Origin of the sequence: Streptomyces sp. NPDC002467, assembly GCF_042889825.1 — a bacterium.
Taxonomy (GTDB): domain Bacteria; phylum Actinomycetota; class Actinomycetes; order Streptomycetales; family Streptomycetaceae; genus Streptomyces.
Window position 1 is genome coordinate 125,903 of the sequence record NZ_JBIARJ010000012.1, and the last position, 13,763, is coordinate 139,665.

22 protein-coding genes are annotated in these 13,763 nt (G+C 71.6%); 2 read left to right on the forward strand and 20 right to left on the reverse strand.

Translation table 11 applies throughout. The features are described from left to right. Positions 1-4: 4 nt before the first annotated feature. The 13 genes from ACFYYJ_RS24560 to ACFYYJ_RS24620 form a co-directional block, all read right to left on the reverse strand. Positions 5-1,546 carry a phage portal protein gene (locus ACFYYJ_RS24560; protein WP_389135416.1) on the reverse strand — a complete coding sequence of 514 codons (1,542 nt, stop codon included), beginning with the start codon at positions 1,544-1,546 and terminating at the stop codon, positions 5-7. Next, positions 1,527-1,718: a hypothetical protein gene (locus ACFYYJ_RS24565; protein ID WP_389135417.1), complete on the reverse strand. Its 192-nt coding sequence runs from the start codon at positions 1,716-1,718 to the stop codon at positions 1,527-1,529. Before ACFYYJ_RS24565 ends, ACFYYJ_RS24560 begins: the two co-directional genes overlap by 20 nt. A 5-nt stretch (positions 1,719-1,723) precedes the next feature. Further along, positions 1,724-2,968, reverse strand: coding sequence for a PBSX family phage terminase large subunit (locus ACFYYJ_RS24570; RefSeq protein WP_389135419.1), 1,245 nt, complete (start codon positions 2,966-2,968; stop codon positions 1,724-1,726). Beyond that, a complete protein-coding gene (locus ACFYYJ_RS24575) occupies positions 2,968-3,489 on the reverse strand; it encodes a helix-turn-helix domain-containing protein (RefSeq protein ID WP_389135422.1) in 522 nt (173 codons plus the stop codon). The genes ACFYYJ_RS24570 and ACFYYJ_RS24575 overlap by 1 nt, the downstream gene beginning before the upstream one ends. An 87-nt stretch (positions 3,490-3,576) precedes the next feature. After that, positions 3,577-4,152, reverse strand: a complete 576-nt coding sequence (locus ACFYYJ_RS24580; protein WP_389135424.1) for a DUF4352 domain-containing protein — start codon at positions 4,150-4,152, stop codon at positions 3,577-3,579. Positions 4,153-4,323: 171 nt separating this feature from the next. Continuing rightward, a complete protein-coding gene (locus tag ACFYYJ_RS24585; RefSeq protein WP_389135427.1) occupies positions 4,324-4,713 on the reverse strand; it encodes a helix-turn-helix transcriptional regulator in 390 nt (129 codons plus the stop codon). A 167-nt stretch (positions 4,714-4,880) separates the two neighbouring features. Then, the gene (locus tag ACFYYJ_RS24590) at positions 4,881-5,003 is read right to left on the reverse strand and encodes a hypothetical protein (RefSeq protein WP_389135429.1); all 123 of its coding nucleotides are present in this window, start codon (positions 5,001-5,003) and stop codon (positions 4,881-4,883) included. Continuing rightward, entirely contained in the window at positions 4,996-5,607 is a 612-nt protein-coding gene (locus ACFYYJ_RS24595; protein WP_389135432.1) for a hypothetical protein, read from the reverse strand. The genes ACFYYJ_RS24590 and ACFYYJ_RS24595 overlap by 8 nt, the downstream gene beginning before the upstream one ends. Beyond that, positions 5,604-6,107, reverse strand: coding sequence for a hypothetical protein (locus tag ACFYYJ_RS24600; protein WP_389135435.1), 504 nt, complete (start codon positions 6,105-6,107; stop codon positions 5,604-5,606). Before ACFYYJ_RS24600 ends, ACFYYJ_RS24595 begins: the two co-directional genes overlap by 4 nt. Continuing rightward, positions 6,104-6,277, reverse strand: a complete 174-nt coding sequence (locus ACFYYJ_RS24605) for a hypothetical protein (protein ID WP_389135437.1) — start codon at positions 6,275-6,277, stop codon at positions 6,104-6,106. Before ACFYYJ_RS24605 ends, ACFYYJ_RS24600 begins: the two co-directional genes overlap by 4 nt. After that, entirely contained in the window at positions 6,277-7,029 is a 753-nt protein-coding gene (locus ACFYYJ_RS24610; RefSeq protein ID WP_389135439.1) for a DUF2637 domain-containing protein, read from the reverse strand. The genes ACFYYJ_RS24605 and ACFYYJ_RS24610 overlap by 1 nt, the downstream gene beginning before the upstream one ends. Positions 7,030-7,101: 72 nt before the next feature. Next, positions 7,102-7,407 carry a hypothetical protein gene (locus tag ACFYYJ_RS24615; RefSeq protein WP_389135441.1) on the reverse strand — a complete coding sequence of 102 codons (306 nt, stop codon included), beginning with the start codon at positions 7,405-7,407 and terminating at the stop codon, positions 7,102-7,104. Then, a complete protein-coding gene (locus ACFYYJ_RS24620; protein WP_389135444.1) occupies positions 7,404-7,718 on the reverse strand; it encodes a hypothetical protein in 315 nt (104 codons plus the stop codon). Before ACFYYJ_RS24620 ends, ACFYYJ_RS24615 begins: the two co-directional genes overlap by 4 nt. A gap of 164 nt (positions 7,719-7,882) precedes the next feature. On the opposite strand from ACFYYJ_RS24620, the gene ACFYYJ_RS24625 reads away from it, so the two are divergent. Next, complete coding sequence (locus tag ACFYYJ_RS24625) at positions 7,883-8,110, forward strand: hypothetical protein (protein ID WP_389135446.1); 228 nt, start codon at positions 7,883-7,885, stop codon at positions 8,108-8,110. 87 nt (positions 8,111-8,197) lie between these two features. Further along, positions 8,198-8,422 carry a hypothetical protein gene (locus tag ACFYYJ_RS24630; RefSeq protein ID WP_389135449.1) on the forward strand — a complete coding sequence of 75 codons (225 nt, stop codon included), beginning with the start codon at positions 8,198-8,200 and terminating at the stop codon, positions 8,420-8,422. Position 8,423: 1 nt separating this feature from the next. Here ACFYYJ_RS24630 and ACFYYJ_RS24635 read toward each other — a convergent pair whose 3' ends face one another. From ACFYYJ_RS24635 to ACFYYJ_RS24665, 7 genes are all read right to left on the reverse strand, one after another. Next, positions 8,424-9,110 (reverse strand): hypothetical protein, encoded by a 687-nt coding sequence (locus ACFYYJ_RS24635; RefSeq protein WP_389135452.1) that lies wholly within the window; start codon positions 9,108-9,110, stop codon positions 8,424-8,426. A gap of 89 nt (positions 9,111-9,199) precedes the next feature. After that, a complete protein-coding gene (locus tag ACFYYJ_RS24640; protein ID WP_389135455.1) occupies positions 9,200-9,445 on the reverse strand; it encodes a hypothetical protein in 246 nt (81 codons plus the stop codon). Beyond that, positions 9,442-9,732, reverse strand: coding sequence for a hypothetical protein (locus ACFYYJ_RS24645; protein WP_389135457.1), 291 nt, complete (start codon positions 9,730-9,732; stop codon positions 9,442-9,444). Before ACFYYJ_RS24645 ends, ACFYYJ_RS24640 begins: the two co-directional genes overlap by 4 nt. Before the next feature lie 273 nt (positions 9,733-10,005). Continuing rightward, positions 10,006-10,506, reverse strand: a complete 501-nt coding sequence (locus ACFYYJ_RS24650) for a hypothetical protein (protein WP_389135459.1) — start codon at positions 10,504-10,506, stop codon at positions 10,006-10,008. Positions 10,507-10,552: 46 nt separating this feature from the next. Then, positions 10,553-11,356: a phosphoadenosine phosphosulfate reductase gene (locus tag ACFYYJ_RS24655; protein ID WP_389135461.1), complete on the reverse strand. Its 804-nt coding sequence runs from the start codon at positions 11,354-11,356 to the stop codon at positions 10,553-10,555. 216 nt (positions 11,357-11,572) lie between these two features. Continuing rightward, positions 11,573-13,309 carry an AAA family ATPase gene (locus ACFYYJ_RS24660; RefSeq protein WP_389135463.1) on the reverse strand — a complete coding sequence of 579 codons (1,737 nt, stop codon included), beginning with the start codon at positions 13,307-13,309 and terminating at the stop codon, positions 11,573-11,575. 60 nt (positions 13,310-13,369) lie between these two features. Then, positions 13,370-13,618 carry a hypothetical protein gene (locus ACFYYJ_RS24665; protein ID WP_389135466.1) on the reverse strand — a complete coding sequence of 83 codons (249 nt, stop codon included), beginning with the start codon at positions 13,616-13,618 and terminating at the stop codon, positions 13,370-13,372. Positions 13,619-13,763 lie beyond the last annotated feature (145 nt).

A 13,763-nucleotide genomic window follows, 5' to 3' on the forward strand; every position in this document is an offset into this window, starting at 1 on the left:
CCCCCTAGCCCTCGGCACCGGTCATCGCGGGATCGGCGGTGGCCCGGCCGGACTCGCCGAGGATCAGGTCGACCTCGGTCTGCACCTGCTGGTCGTCCCACTCCGGGTGCTGCATGCGGACGAGGGTGTCCGTGGACGCTGCCTCGGCACGGCGCAGCAGCTCGGCCGTGGTGGCCAGTTCGGTGGGTCCCTCGGATACGGAGTCCTGGAACTCGACCCGTATCGGCTCGCTCACGTCGAGGCCGGACACCCCGAAGCGGGGCCCGGCCTCGACGGCCAGGAGCGCGGAGGTGATGTCGGCGACGGCCGGACCCCAGTACAGCGTCTTACGGGCGCGGGTGGCCATCGAGCGACGTTCACGGGCCCGGATCTCGGTAGCGGTGACCGCAGCACCATCCCCGGTTTCCCCGAACGTGCTCGCGGAGTAGCCGGCCTGGCGGACGGCCTGCTCGATCAACTCGGCGCAGGTGTCGCGGTGCTCGGCTACCCGGATTGCAAACTGTACGACGGTGAGCGGGTTCGGGTCACCGGGCCGCTGGAGCATGTTGAGCGGGCTGTAGACGTTCCGGTCCGGGTTCCAAGCGGCCCCCTGGCCGGGGCCGAGGGGCTCCAGCATCGAGGAGGGGACGATGATCCGGCCGCGCCCGTTGTCGACGTCCCGCATCCAGGAGGAGTACGTCGAGTCGAGGCGGTCGAGGAGCGGTTCGATGCCCTGGAAGTCGGACTGCCCGAGCCCGGCTGCCGAGGGGATGTGTCGCCAGGCGCGCGCGGGACGGACGTTGGGGACGTAGGCGGCGGTCAGGTGGTCGGGGGCCCCGGTGTCGAGGCCGCCCTCGGCGTCGACCTCGTCGGCGAGGGGCGCGGTGACCGGGTGGTCTTGGAGCGGGCGGGCCGCGCCGAGGTCACCGGCGCTGCCCTCGTAGAGGCCGTGGTAGATCCGCCCGCGTTCGTGCTTCTCCAAGTGCCGGAAGACGCGGCGGCCGTCCGGTCCGGTGGGGTCGGGGAGGACGGTCCAGAAGGTGACGGCGACGAGGCGCCCGTACCGGAACTCTGGCACGGCCCTGTCGCCGGCCACGACGTCGACCCACGGCCGTTCAGAGACCTCGCCATCCCATACGACGCGCAGGTACGCCCCGCCGAGCGCGGACGCGAGCTCGCCGCCTTCCAACAGGGTCGGGTGCTGGGCCGGGGCGATGTCGTCGAGGCGGTCCTGTGTGCCCTGGTGGTCGCTGACCAGCTTGGGGGGCTCGGAGAAGAGCAGGGTGGCGGAGGTGCGGGCGATGTCCCCGGCGAGGGGGACGTGCACCTTGTCGCGGCGCTCGCCCTCGGGGACCGGGTTGCCCCAGAACCAACGGGCCATGCGGCCGCGGACGCCGCTGGCGTACTGCGAGGGCCGGTTGTACGGCTCGGGGCCGCGGCGGCCGCCGCCGTAGCGGGCTTCGAGGCGGTCGGGGTCGGCGGAGTACCAGGCATCCCAGTCGGCGAGGTCGCATTGCACACGCGGGTCGGTGGGCGGCCACGTCTGGTCATGCGTCGGCAGCGGCACTAGGCACCTCCTCTACGCGTTCGAACCGATCGGCGGCCGCACGCAGCAGCGTCGCGACGGCCGCACAGGAGCCGGTCAGTGTGACCTCGCCGGTCACGGGGAACTCCAGCTCGCCGATCTCCAGCTCTTCGCCGTCCCCGACCCTCATGAAGACAGGCATGCGGATGATCATGGCCATTACGCTGCTACCTCCAGGTGTGTCGGGACGAGGGGCCGCCACAGGGCCTCTGTCGTGCGGATGGCGTACCGGAGGGCGTCCGGGCCGTGGTCGTCGACCTTCAGCGGGGCATCCTCGCCGCGGTCCGAGGCCCTCGGGTCCCACGAGTACGAGGTCATCTCCTTGATCAGCCCGACACACGAGGCGTGAATCCGGAGACGGCCAGCGGACAGAAGCGAGGCCACGGTCCGGATGCCGTCCGTGACGCCGTTCTCGGCCGGGGCGAGGTTCGGCATGCCGGTCCGGTGGAGCTGCTCGATGAACGATGCGGCGCTCGGGTCAACGACGAGCCAGTCCGGCGCGGCCCGATGCTGCTGGAGGAAGGCCCGCAGGGCGCGGTCGTACTCGGCGTCGGTCAGCGAGTGGTGGGCGGAGCGGGAGGCGTGCCGGTACTCGGCGGCCACGTACAGCCGCCGGTCAGCGCCGAGGCCGACGAGCAGCGCCACAAAGTCGTTGGTGGTGCCGTAGTCCACGCCGCAGGAGATCCAACGGGTGATCTGCGGCAGCTCGGTGACGATGTGCCGGTCGTCGTCGAGCATGTCGTAGACCGCGCCCTCGGCAATGACCCACGCGCCATCAATCATGCGGCGGCGCCACAGACCGACGTACTCGGCGTGCAGGGACCGGATGTAGTCCGGCTCCAACGTGTGGTTGTCGCCGAGTCGGAAGTGCCAGGAGCGCATGTTCAGGTCGGCCTCGCGGTCGAGGTAGTCGACCTTGAGCCAGTGCCGCGGGCTGTCGGGGTTCGTGGTCGCGAAGAGCCGGGCGCCGGGGACGGAGAGGCGGGCGAGGAGCTGCGTCCAGAACTCCTGCGGGATGAGCGTTGCCTCGTCAACGTAGGCGAGGCAGGCGGTGAGGCCACGCAGCCGGCCCTCGGCGCGGGCGTCGGCGGCGCCGATCAGGTGCACAGTCCGGCCGAGGATGGTCGCGGTGTTGGAGCCGCGGGTGTGCTGGACGGCGGCCGCGTACCGGCCGAAGATCGCGACGTCCATGAGTGGGTCGAGTACGTTGCGCTCGATGGTCTGGAGGGACCGGCCCACCACGATGATCAGGCCGGATGACGGGGCTACCGCGATGGCCAGCAGGAACGCCAGCAGGGACGCGATCGTTTTCCCGGACCGGACCGCACCGTGCCAGACGTTGATGCGGGCGGTCGCGTCGCGGATGCTGGCGAGCTGCTTGGCGGAGACGTCGGGGTCGGACATCAGCCCTCCCCGGTGCCTCCAGCGGTCGGCCAGCCCAGGGCCTTCGCGAGCCCGGCCAGGATGCCGCGGTCTTCCTCGTGTCCGGCGCCGGCGTCGATGGCTTCGAGCTTGGCGGCGTGGCTGAGGTGTTGGCCGGCGGCCATGGCGAGGGCGCGTTCGTCCTGGGCGGGGACGTGGTCGAGGGTCTTGGACTCGATACCGTTGACGGTGGGCGACGTGAACCGGTAGCCGGTGGTCTCGTCCGCTTCGAGTCGGCTGTAGATCTTCTCCGCGCGGGCGTAGGCGCGTTCGACGAGGGCGACGCGACGGGCGCGGGCGTCGGCCTTCCGGGCCTCGGTGGCAACGGCGGTGGCGGTGCGGTCGAAGGTGAGGCCAAGCTCCTCGGCGATGACGCTGATGGTGCGGGAGCCGCGGTTCAGCCGGCGAGCGATCTCGTTCCGGCCGAGGCCCTGGGCATGCAGCGCGCGGACCTGCTCACGGTCGGCGTCGGTCACCGGGTTGGAGTGCTGGTTCGCGCCCATCCTGGTCACCTCCGTTGGGGCCCGCCGCCCGGGGCGTCTACCGCGCGCCCTCGTGCGCGGGAGCCTGCCGGGCGGCGGGAGCATGGGTTACGGGATGGTCCACTCTCCGGTCTGGGAGGCGAACCCGGAATTCATCGAGAACTGGACCTTCGCGACCTTCGAGTCCTTCGGGACCTCGAACGTGATCCACCCGAGAACCTTGGCGCCGGGGGCGGCCTTCGCAGAGCTGGTCATCTCAGGGCCAGCCTTGGTCTCGGCGAACGTCGAGTGGAACTGCTGCCCGTCGCTGTCGGCCACCTGGGCGCCGTTGCCGGGGCTGTCGCTGTAGACGACGCTGCCCGTGTTGACCAACTCGAACTGGGCCGAGACGTAGCGCTTGCCGTCCTGGGGCTTGCTGAACTCGTTGGCGCTCTCTGCCGGGTCGACCCACTTCTTAAGGGTGACCGCGAGCTGCTCGCCGTCATTGTTGCCCTTGAGGGTGACCGTGTCGCCGACGGTGGCCGCCTTGCTGGGGGCCGACGAGGCGGGGGCGGCGCTGCTCGCGTCCGCAGCCGGCGCGCTGGTCTTGGTGTCGGGCTTGCTGGTGATCTCGGCAGGTCCGCAGCCGGTGAGGGCGAGGGCGGTGAGGGTGGCGAGCGTGGCTACGGCGGTGCGGGTGTGCATGGGTAATACCCCCCAAGTGGCGTGTGTTGACACCGCATCATGGGGGCTTTGTGGCTGAAGAGTGGCGCGGTGTCCGAATCGTGACATGCGAAAGCCCCGCGCGGTGACGGGGCTTGTGTCCGGGCACGCCGGAGATGGCCCCAGGATGGGGCACGGCCGCCCGTTTTGCAACTAGGTGCAGTGGCGGGGGTACAGGCAGCGGGTCATGGCTGCGGCGATCGTCGACCCGAACCAAAGGTGCGGCCGCCCCGACGTGTCGTCCGCTGGCGGCAGCAGGTCCACCTGCACCCGGGACCGAAGGGTGCTGAGCGGTAGGCCGGTTGCGGCCGCGATGTCCCGCAACGAGTAGAGGCCTTCGGGGATCCAGTCGACGGCTATGGGTCCCTGGATGCGGCGGGCCAGCCAGTCGTCGACGTCAGCCGGGTCGTAGAGATGGGCGTTCACGCGGCGTCCGACGGGGGCCGGCCAGTCGGGTTCTTGAGCCCACTGCGTTCTGATGGTGGCTGGGGCGCGGCCGTAGCGGGCGGCGATCTCGGTGATGGTCTCGGGTGCTCTGCTCATGGGTTGGCCTCCGTCCGGGTGCGGAAGAGCCCTGCCGCACGGGGGACGTTGCGGCAGGGCTCTTCAGGTGCGCGCCACCGGGTGGGAGGTTGGCGCGCGACCCCTCCAGGTGGTGATCACGCTACGCCTCGTATGGCTGGAACAACACCCCTCGCGCGTGGCCGGATTCAGGGCTTCGGCGGGGCGGGCTGGGGCTGCTGCTGCCGGGCCTGCTCGGCGGCCGCGCGCTGCGCTTCCTCGTTGCGGCGGCGCAGCTCGTCGAGGGACATGGTGGTCTGGAAGTCACCCACGGTGGGCCTCCACTGTGTACGCGCGGCGCTCGCCCGGGACCCGGACGACGGTGCCGCTCTGGCCGATGGGCTCTACACACAACCCCTCTCCGGCCCCTTCCGGGCGGCCGTTGTTGGCGTTGGTGTTGGCCCCTGAACTGCACAAACAACCCCCGAGAGCGGGCCCCTGCTCGGGCGCGGGAAGGGGCGGCACGTCGTCGTGGTGGACTCCGGGCCCGTTCTTGCCCGCGGCTCGAACCCCGTCCCGGATCGGGATCTCGGCGGCGGTGAGGAGTGCGCGAACGGCCTTCGTGTCGGGCAGGCCAGCCTTCTCGGCGAGCTGCGTGAGGCGAACGTTCTGACCGCCCTTGGCGAGGCCCTGGAGCGTGTCCACGATGTCCACGGCTGGCGCTGCGGCCTGCTCGTTGGGGCGCTGGAACCGGCCTGCGAACGTGCGCGCCTTGCCGATGGCGCGGGTGGCCAGCAGGCCGGCCACGAAGTAGGCGGACTCGGGTACGGCGTAGGCGATCGTGCCGCCTGCGGCGAGGGCGACGGCGAGGACACAGCCGCCCGCGGCCCGGTTGTCGCCTCGCTCCCCGGCCGGGGCCGGGTATTCGGGGGTCACGAGATCATCCCGGTAAGCCAGGCGCCGGCCAGGTTGGCGGCGGACGCGAGCGGGACGGCCGCGTACCGGGCGATGCTGCCGGTCAGGCCGAGGCCGACCCCGGACAGCCACCCGCGCCACTTCGATCCGGTGGCGCCGCGCCGACGGCGGGCGATGAACGCGGCGAGGACGAGGACGGTCATAAACAGGCCGCCCTCGGTGAGCGGGGCGCTGGTGGAGCCGGGTGCGGTGCCGGTCTGGGCGCCGACGCCGAAGATGAGGATGCCGTCGCCGAAGGTGTTGAGGCCCCAGAGCGCGGTGTCTCCTGCCCAGCCGACGAGGCCGCCTACAACCATGACGGTGAGGGCGCCGATGGACCAGCAGATAAGGAAGGGGAGGAGGTCCCCGAGGTGGGGCAGCGGTGAGGTCTGGAGGGTCTTGATGCCGGGGTACCAGACGGCGATCTCCCAGACGAGGAAGATCAGGCCGAAGAGGACGGCTCCGAGGGTGGGGCTGATCATCGGTGGCTCCAAAGGGCGGCTACGAGGATCGCGGCGAGTGTGGCGAGGGCGACGGTTCCGGCTGCGGGTGCAACGTAGGCGTGGCGCGCAGTCGGGGGCGCGAGTGCGGTCAGGGAGAGTGCAGCCGCGATGGTGAGCAGCGGCAGGGCGACGAGTGCGAAGAGCTGCATCACGCGCTCCGGGGTAGCTGCGGCTGGATGCGCTGGGCGCGGCGCTGGCCGATGCCAAGCTCGTCTTGCAGCCGTCGCAGGGATGCGCGGCGGCCGGTCTCGGCGAGTGCGGCTGCGTTCACGACGAGTGCGGCTGCGAGAATCGCGGCGTCTGCGTTCGGGTCGGCGAGCACGGCGACTGCATCCGGGGCGTGACCTGCGGCGGATGCGGCTGCGCACACCTCGGGGTGTGGCGGCTGCATGGGTGCGAGGTCGAGTACGAACGGCTGCGGCAGGCTGGGGAGCGCGGCTACTGCGACGGCCTGCTCGGCTGCATCCTCGAACGTCTCGGCTGCGGGTGCAGCCGCCTGGATGCGGTGCAGGGCCTCGTGCACCTGCCGCATGAGTGCGCCGAATGCGACGAGTGCAGCCGTCGGCGGGACTGCGGCTACGACGTACTCCATGGGCTGCGCGCCGGTGCCGACGCCGGCGATGTTGAGCGCGATGGAGCCGAGGGATCCGGATGCGGCGAGTGCGACGGCCCACCAGTCGACTGCGCCGCGGAGGGATGCGCGGAGCATCAAGAGCTCTCCGGCGACGATGAACAGGTCGACGGTGCCGGGCCAGGCCCATGCGCGGGCGCCGGTGAGGCCGTTGGCTCCGGCGATGTCGTGGAGGTGTTCGTAGGACAGCCAGAATGCGGCTGCGGTGAGGGCGATGGTGACGGCTGCGGCGCCGGCGGCGAGGGCCTGCTCGGCGTTGGGGCGCTTCAACGGGGGCTCCGGGGTTTGGTGGGCCGGGCTCGCGCGGGTGGTCAGCGCGGGCCGCGCCGGTCAAGGGGTGGGTCAGGCGCGGGCGGCGGCGCGGTCGAGGAGGAGGGCGTACTCGCCGCGGGTCTGGCCGGCGCGGACCACGGGCGCGTGGGTGAGGAACTGCTCGCGGGCCTCGTCGGCGGCGGCGAGATCGTCGCGGAACCGGTCACCGGAGAGGCGGCGGGCGAGGTAGACGCGGACGGCTTCCCACATCTCGTGCTCGGGCCGATCGGCGCGGAGGTGCGCGGCGGCCTGGAGGAGGAGGGCGCGGCAGGTGTCGGTGGGGCCATTCCCTCGGACGCGGCGGAGGCCTTCCTCGGCCTGCTGGCGGGCGCTCATCGGGTGCCGCCGGCCGTGTGCGCGATGCGGGTGGCGTAGGCCGCGAGCAGGCCTGCCTCTGCCTGGCGGTCGATGCCGTAGGAGTGGCCGTTGGCTGCGAGGCGGCGTTCGGCGCGGTTCTGGGTGATGCCCGCGGCCTGCTCCAGGTCGTCGTAGCGGCGGCTGTGCGGGGTGGTGGCGGGCTTCCTGGAGCGGGTGATGCAGCGGCTCCCGGCGGCAACGTGGCAGGTCGGGCAGGCCACCGACGTGACGAGGCCTTCGAGGGTGACCGCGCCGGTGTGCTGCTCGGCGGGGTGGGTACGGTGTGTCATGGCTGTCCGTCCTGTTCGCGCAGGTGGATGGCTGGCCCCGGCGGAGTTCGCGCTCCGACCGGGGCCGTTCTGCTGTGCTGGATCCAACGTAGCGACCCTGTTGCCACGTGGCAACAGGGTCAAGGAAGATGGTGCCCATGAGCGAGCCCGAAGGAGGGCCTGACATGGTGTCGTTCAGGGAGTTGGCGCGGCGACTCGTCGCGGACGGAGTCGTGCAGACGATGAGCCATCAACGGCTGTCGAAGATCGCAGCCACGGACCCGGCTTTCCCGCCAGTGGTGCCCGTGGGCAGCTCGAAGGCCGTGGACTACCGTCTCGCCCTGCCCTACTTCCGCAACCGCAGAGTGCGCCCCGGTGAGCGCACGGACCTGAAACCACGGGCCGCCGAGTAGCCACGCCCCATGAGCCCCCGGCCGTGCTGGTCGGGGGCTTCGTGTTGTCCGGATGCGTCGGGAGACGTCCGGCCGCAGGGTGGAGGCATGCCGGATCGCACGCACATCGTGGTCCACCCGGTCGGACCGTCGGGCGGCCGGCGGGTGGTCGCGCACGTCCACGGCGAGGACCAGCCGCTCGGCACGGCGCAGAGCATGCGCGACGTGGTGGAGTTCCTGCGCCGCGTGGGGCTCGACGACGAGGCGGAGTGGCCGCCGATCGAGTGGCGCGGCGGCGGCCCGGAGGTGTGGGCTCCGGAGCCGCCCGCCTGACCTACGCGGCCGCCGCGTCGGCCATGGTCCACACCCGCCCGCACGCCCCGCACCGCGCGACCGGGTCGGCGCCGCCCCCGCCCCGCAGCGTGATCTTCCCGCCGCAACCGCACGGCTCGGCGAGGACGCGGTCGCGGCCGACGAGGTCGAGGGCCTGCTCGATGCGCGTGCAGGCGCCGGCGGCGACGGTCGTGATGCGGTGGCGGTGCTCGTCGGTGAGGGGCCGGAACGGGGACGGGATGGCCGGGCGGCCCTTCAGGCGTCCGGGCGCACCGTCCCAGCGGGCGAGGAGCCACAGTGCGGCCTGCGGGGCGGTGCGCGTGCCTGTGTACCGCCAGCGGGCCGGGTTCGCGGCGTCCGCAGGGACGGTGGCCGGCCGCTGGACGTCGGCGGCGAGGGTGTCGGCGAGGTGGAGGAGTGCGGCCTCGACGGCGCGCATGGTGTCGTACACGCCGAGGTTGATCGGTGCGGCGACCTCGCCGATCTGTCCCGGGTCGCGTTCGCGGGAGCGGCGGTGTACGGCGTGCGCCCGGGCGTAGGCGACCTCGTCGGCGTCCCGCTGGTCCAGGGCGCGCAACAGGTCGGCCTTTCCGGCCGGCGGCCAGGTCTGCGGGCGGCTGTCGAGGGCGTCGGTGAGGTCGTCCCAGAGTTGGGTGATGTCGTACAGGCGGCGGTCGGTGGTGGTCACGTGCTGCTCCTGGGGCGTGGGCGGTACGGTGGGACGACCTGTGGGGCGCGCCGGTCTGGGGAGACAAGCGGCGCGCCCCTCGCGCGTGTTCAGGCGGGCCAGGCCGCTGGGGGCTCGACGGTGAGCGGGGTCTCGACCAACACGCGGTACTGCTGGCCGATGGCATCGCGCTGGTACTCGGTGTGGCCGATGACGCGGCCCTCGGCCCCGTCGCGGATCAGGACGATCGAGTCGACCGGGACGCGGTTGGTGTCGATGCCGTTCGCCGCGAGCCACTTACAGACGGCACGGCGGCGAGCGCTGCTGATCTCGTTGGGGTTCTCGGGGCGGGTCACGGGCGGGGCTCCTTGGGCTGGTCGAGGAAGTGCCGGAGGTTGGCGGCCACGGGGTGGACGGCGGCGGGTTCCGATCCCGATGCCGAGCCCGTCGCAGTATTCGCGGACGCGGGCGAGAGCGGCTTCGGCCTGCTCGGCGCGGGCAAGCGCGGCCTCCAGGCGATGAGCTGCACGTGACGCCAGTTGCCGGCCGCGATGACCTCCAAGGTGGCGATCCGGGCGTACAGCTCGTCGAGTTGGTCGTCGGTGATCGTGTCGGCGGTGTGCCGGCTGGGCTGGTTGGTCACAGGAGGTCTCCGATCGTGTCCACGGTGATGACGGGCCGGTCGTCGTCCTCGTCGTCGAGGTGGACGTAGGGGTGCGTGGGCTTGGCCGGATCGGTCATCGCCTGCTCCTTCGGGTGTCGTGCTGGCGGCCCCACGACGCGGCGTGTTGGCGTGCTCGGAGTGCGCGGGCTCGGTTGTGGTCCTGACGGCGGGCGCGGCGGGTTCCGGCGGCGAGGAGGGCACAGATGGCCGTGGCGGAGACGACCCAGAGTGCGAGGGCGGCGAGCACGGTGATCACGGCCGGTCCGTGGCGGGCGGGCGGTAGCAGCCGGGGCAGGATCCGGCACAGTTTGCGTTGTCGCACCGCGCGCCGGCCTGCCGGGCCGTGTCGCGCATGCCCGCGATGACCTCCTCCAGCCGGTCGAGTGGCACGGTGGTCTCGGCGTGGCCTACCTCGGAGCTGCCGACGACCAGCCGGACGGCGGGCCAGCCATCGGGGGTCTCGCCGGGGACGGCAGCGAGGTCCTGACCGCTGGTGTCGGTGAGGACGAACCCGCCCTTCGGGAGACGGAACGGGCCGGGCTCGGTGGTGAGGTCGGTGTAGGTGGTCGTCTCCAGGACAATCCGGCGCGCGGTGACGGTCCCGTCGGGCCATGTCGGGTACTCGTCGGCGAGGCGGGCGAGCTCATTGACGGCGGCCTGTCGGCTGTCGAGAGGCTCGCCGGGGACCCATACGGCGTCGGTCCGGTAGTAGGTCTCGACGTGCCAGCGGGTGCGGGGCGGGTGCGCGGTCATGGGGCGGGTCTCCTTGTACGCGAGGGCGGACGATTCGGATGTGCGGTCAGGTCATGCACCAGCCGTTGGAGCAGGCATCGGCGTCGTCGTCGATCAGAGGGAGCTGCGTGCCGTGGCGGAACAGTGCGCGGAGGGGCTGCCGGTACGGGGTCAGGAACACGGGAGGCCGGCCGCGACGGGCCAGGTGACCGTTGATGGTGTCCTCAACCTCGCAGGCACGGTCCCAACGTTCGGGCTCGCGTTCGTACATGTCCTGCCACTCGTGGATCTTCCGAATGGGGCAAAAGTCGCAGCTGCTCTTCGGCGGCATGGGCAGGCCAACAGAGCGGATGATTGCCGGGCAGTCTGCGCGCCGTAGGCCGAGCTCCAGAAGCGGGTACTCCAGCCGCTCGTACGGCATCGCCTTGTTGGGGTTGGCCCGGCCTATTTCGTCGAGGGTGATTCCCATGCCGACCGTGGCCGGGTTGTCGGGGCTGGCTCCGTGGGCCTTCAGCCATGCCCCGGTGACGTCGATCTTGAATTCGCGGGTGCAGACGCGGGAGCCGGGCTTCCCGTTCGACAGGTAGATCGGGATGGTCTGGCGGCTGCCGTTGCTGCTGATGATCCGCTGTCGGATCGTTTCGACCTCGCCGGCCTTGGTGTGCCGGTCGAGGAGGTGAAGGTTCAAGCCATGGGCGGCTGCGAACGGAGCCGCGTGCTCCTCGACGTAGCGGATGGTGTGGGGGTTCTCGGAGTCGCTGCCGACGTTGGCCATGAGGAACGTGCGGTAGTCCAGCTCACCGTGGGCGGCGAGCACGAGCGCGGTTGTGGACTGCCAGCCGCCGCCGAAGCTGAAGGTGCGGAGCGCCATGGGTCTTCTCCTTGTGCGCGTGAGGGCGGGAACCGAGTGAGCGCCGGTCAGGCAGTGCGTGCTGCTCGTCGTGCTCGCATGCGGTCGATGCGCTGTTGGTTGGTGGGGGCGGTCCAGCGGTGCCAGCCGACGCCGGTTTTCCAGCGTTGGGCGTGGTCGCGTTCGTCGAGTCCGCAGTGGCGGCATCCGTTGGGGTAGATCACGGTGGGGTGCCTTTCAGGCGGCGTCGGGGTGGCTGCCGGTGCGTGGGTCGCAGCCGAGGTGGGTGTCGTATCCGCGGTTGGCCCAGTCGGTGGTGAGGGGGCGTTCGCAGATGGTGCAGAGAGGGGTCTGTTCCGGTGTCTGTTCCGGCGTTCCCTCCCCGTTCCCCCCCTCCGGGGGGGAATCGGGGGGAACGGGGGGTGTTCCCGGCGTTTCCGCGCGCGTTCCGGGAAACGTTTGAGCTGTGGCTTTACTGTCCCTTGACGCGTTCCGGGAACGCGTTCCGGGAAACGTCTCCGGAAGGGGGTCGCGGAAACGTTCTGCGGAACGCTCCGCGGCGGCCTTTCGGGCACGGACGATCTTGGCGATGCGGTCGTTCCCGGCTGAGATCTTCAGCTCTGCGAGGGCGTCGCGGACGATCCGGTTTCCGGCGCCGGCGGGGACGCCGTGGGCGTCGAGGCGGCGGATGATGTCGTCGTCGCTGCCCGGGGTGGTGGTGTCCTCGGTGTCCCAGGTCATGAGGGTGTGGCGGGTGCCGCCGGGCCGGTAGGTGTCGCCGTCCTGCTGGGCCATGCGGACGATCGCGAAGTGGTCGGGGCCGATGCCGGTACGGGTGTAGGTCCGCTTCAGGGTGAGCGCGCCGCCGCCCTGGGACCGCAGTTCCCATACGTGGTCGACGTCCTGGGTCTTGGCGGAGGAGCCGCGGGCGCCGCGCTCGGAGTCCTTGCCGAGGTGGTCGAGGCGGATGGAGGACTTCCCGGCCCGCTTCAGCGGGAGGAGCGTCGACCGATACAGGGCGAGCCAGGTGTCGGCGTCGTTCTCGGGGCCGGAGATGAACCGGGAGACGGTGTCGAGGCAGATGACCTCGGCGCCGGACTGCTCGACGAGCCGCATGAGGTCTTGGCCGCCGCCGGGAGTGTCGAGGGGCCGGATGGGCGGGAACGAGGCGTAGGTGAGTAGGCCCATGCGGTCGGGGCCGGCGCCGTAGGAGATGAGGCGGGCCTGAATGTCGGCGTGCCCGTTCTCGGCGTCGACGTACAGGACGGGGATGGGGGCGTGTGCGCGGTCGCCGAGGAACGGCTGTCCGGTGGCCATGCGCCACAGCCACTCTTGGACGAGGAGGGACTTGCCGGCCTTGCCCTCGCCGACGACGGCGATCTGCTGGCCGGGGGCGAGGATGCGGCCGGGGAGGAGTTCGACCTTGCCGAAGTCGGTGGCGAAGAAGCTGTTCCAGTCGAGGAACGGGCTGGCGGCCGTGCCGGTCTGCTGTTCCTCGCGTTCGCGGCGCCGGCGGGCGAAGTCCTCGTAGACGGCGATGCCTGCGCCGGGTTCGGCGTCGGGCGCGGTGGCGCGCTGCACGATGAGGCGGCCGATGTTGGCTTCCTCGCGGAGTTCGGCGGCCTCGCGGACCTTGCCGGCCCAGTGGTCGGCGTCGCCGCCACCGACGTAGTCGTTGACCGTGGTGATGTAGTTGATGCCGCCCGCGCGGCGCAGTTCCTTGTTGCGGTCCAGCTCTGCGATGACGGCGGTGTAGTGGGTGCTGTCGCCGCGGTCGACGAGGGTGAGGATTGTCGACCAGATGACCTCGTGGGCGGGGCGCTGGAAGCTGCTGCCCTGGATGGCGGCCCGCATGGTTCGGATGTCGTGGGCCTGGTTCATGGCGGTGCCGAGTACGAACCGCTCGGCGTCGAGCTGCTCTTCGAGGCCGTCGCGGTCCGCCTGCTGGTGCGGGAAGGGGCGGACGTTCTCCACGTACGGTCTCCTCTGTGCGGCGGGTGGTGGGTGGGCGCCCGTCGGGGTCGGGCGCCCGGGTCAGGCAGCGTCTGCCTGGGGTGTGCCGGTGCAGGTGTTGCGGTGGGTGGTGCGGATGTGACTGACGAACGCCTTGACGGGCTCGGCGCCGGTGACGGTCTCGGAGGCCCAGCGGCAGGCGAGGCACTCGTAGCGGGCGCGTGGTGGGCGGGCCCACCGGATCTCTCCGGCCCTCGGCCCGGCCTTGATCTCGCGGCCTTCGCCCGCGTCGATGAACAAGCCACCAACGACGCGGGGGCGGGCGGTCATCCGAAGAGCCCTAGTTGCGTGGGCGGGGTGGGCGGGTGGCAGGCGCGGCAGGAGCAGCGGGCCCGACAGGTCCGTCCGGCCGTGAACACGCGGGCCCGGGGTGGCCAGGCCAGGCCGGGCCCGTACACACCGACCTCGCGGTCGA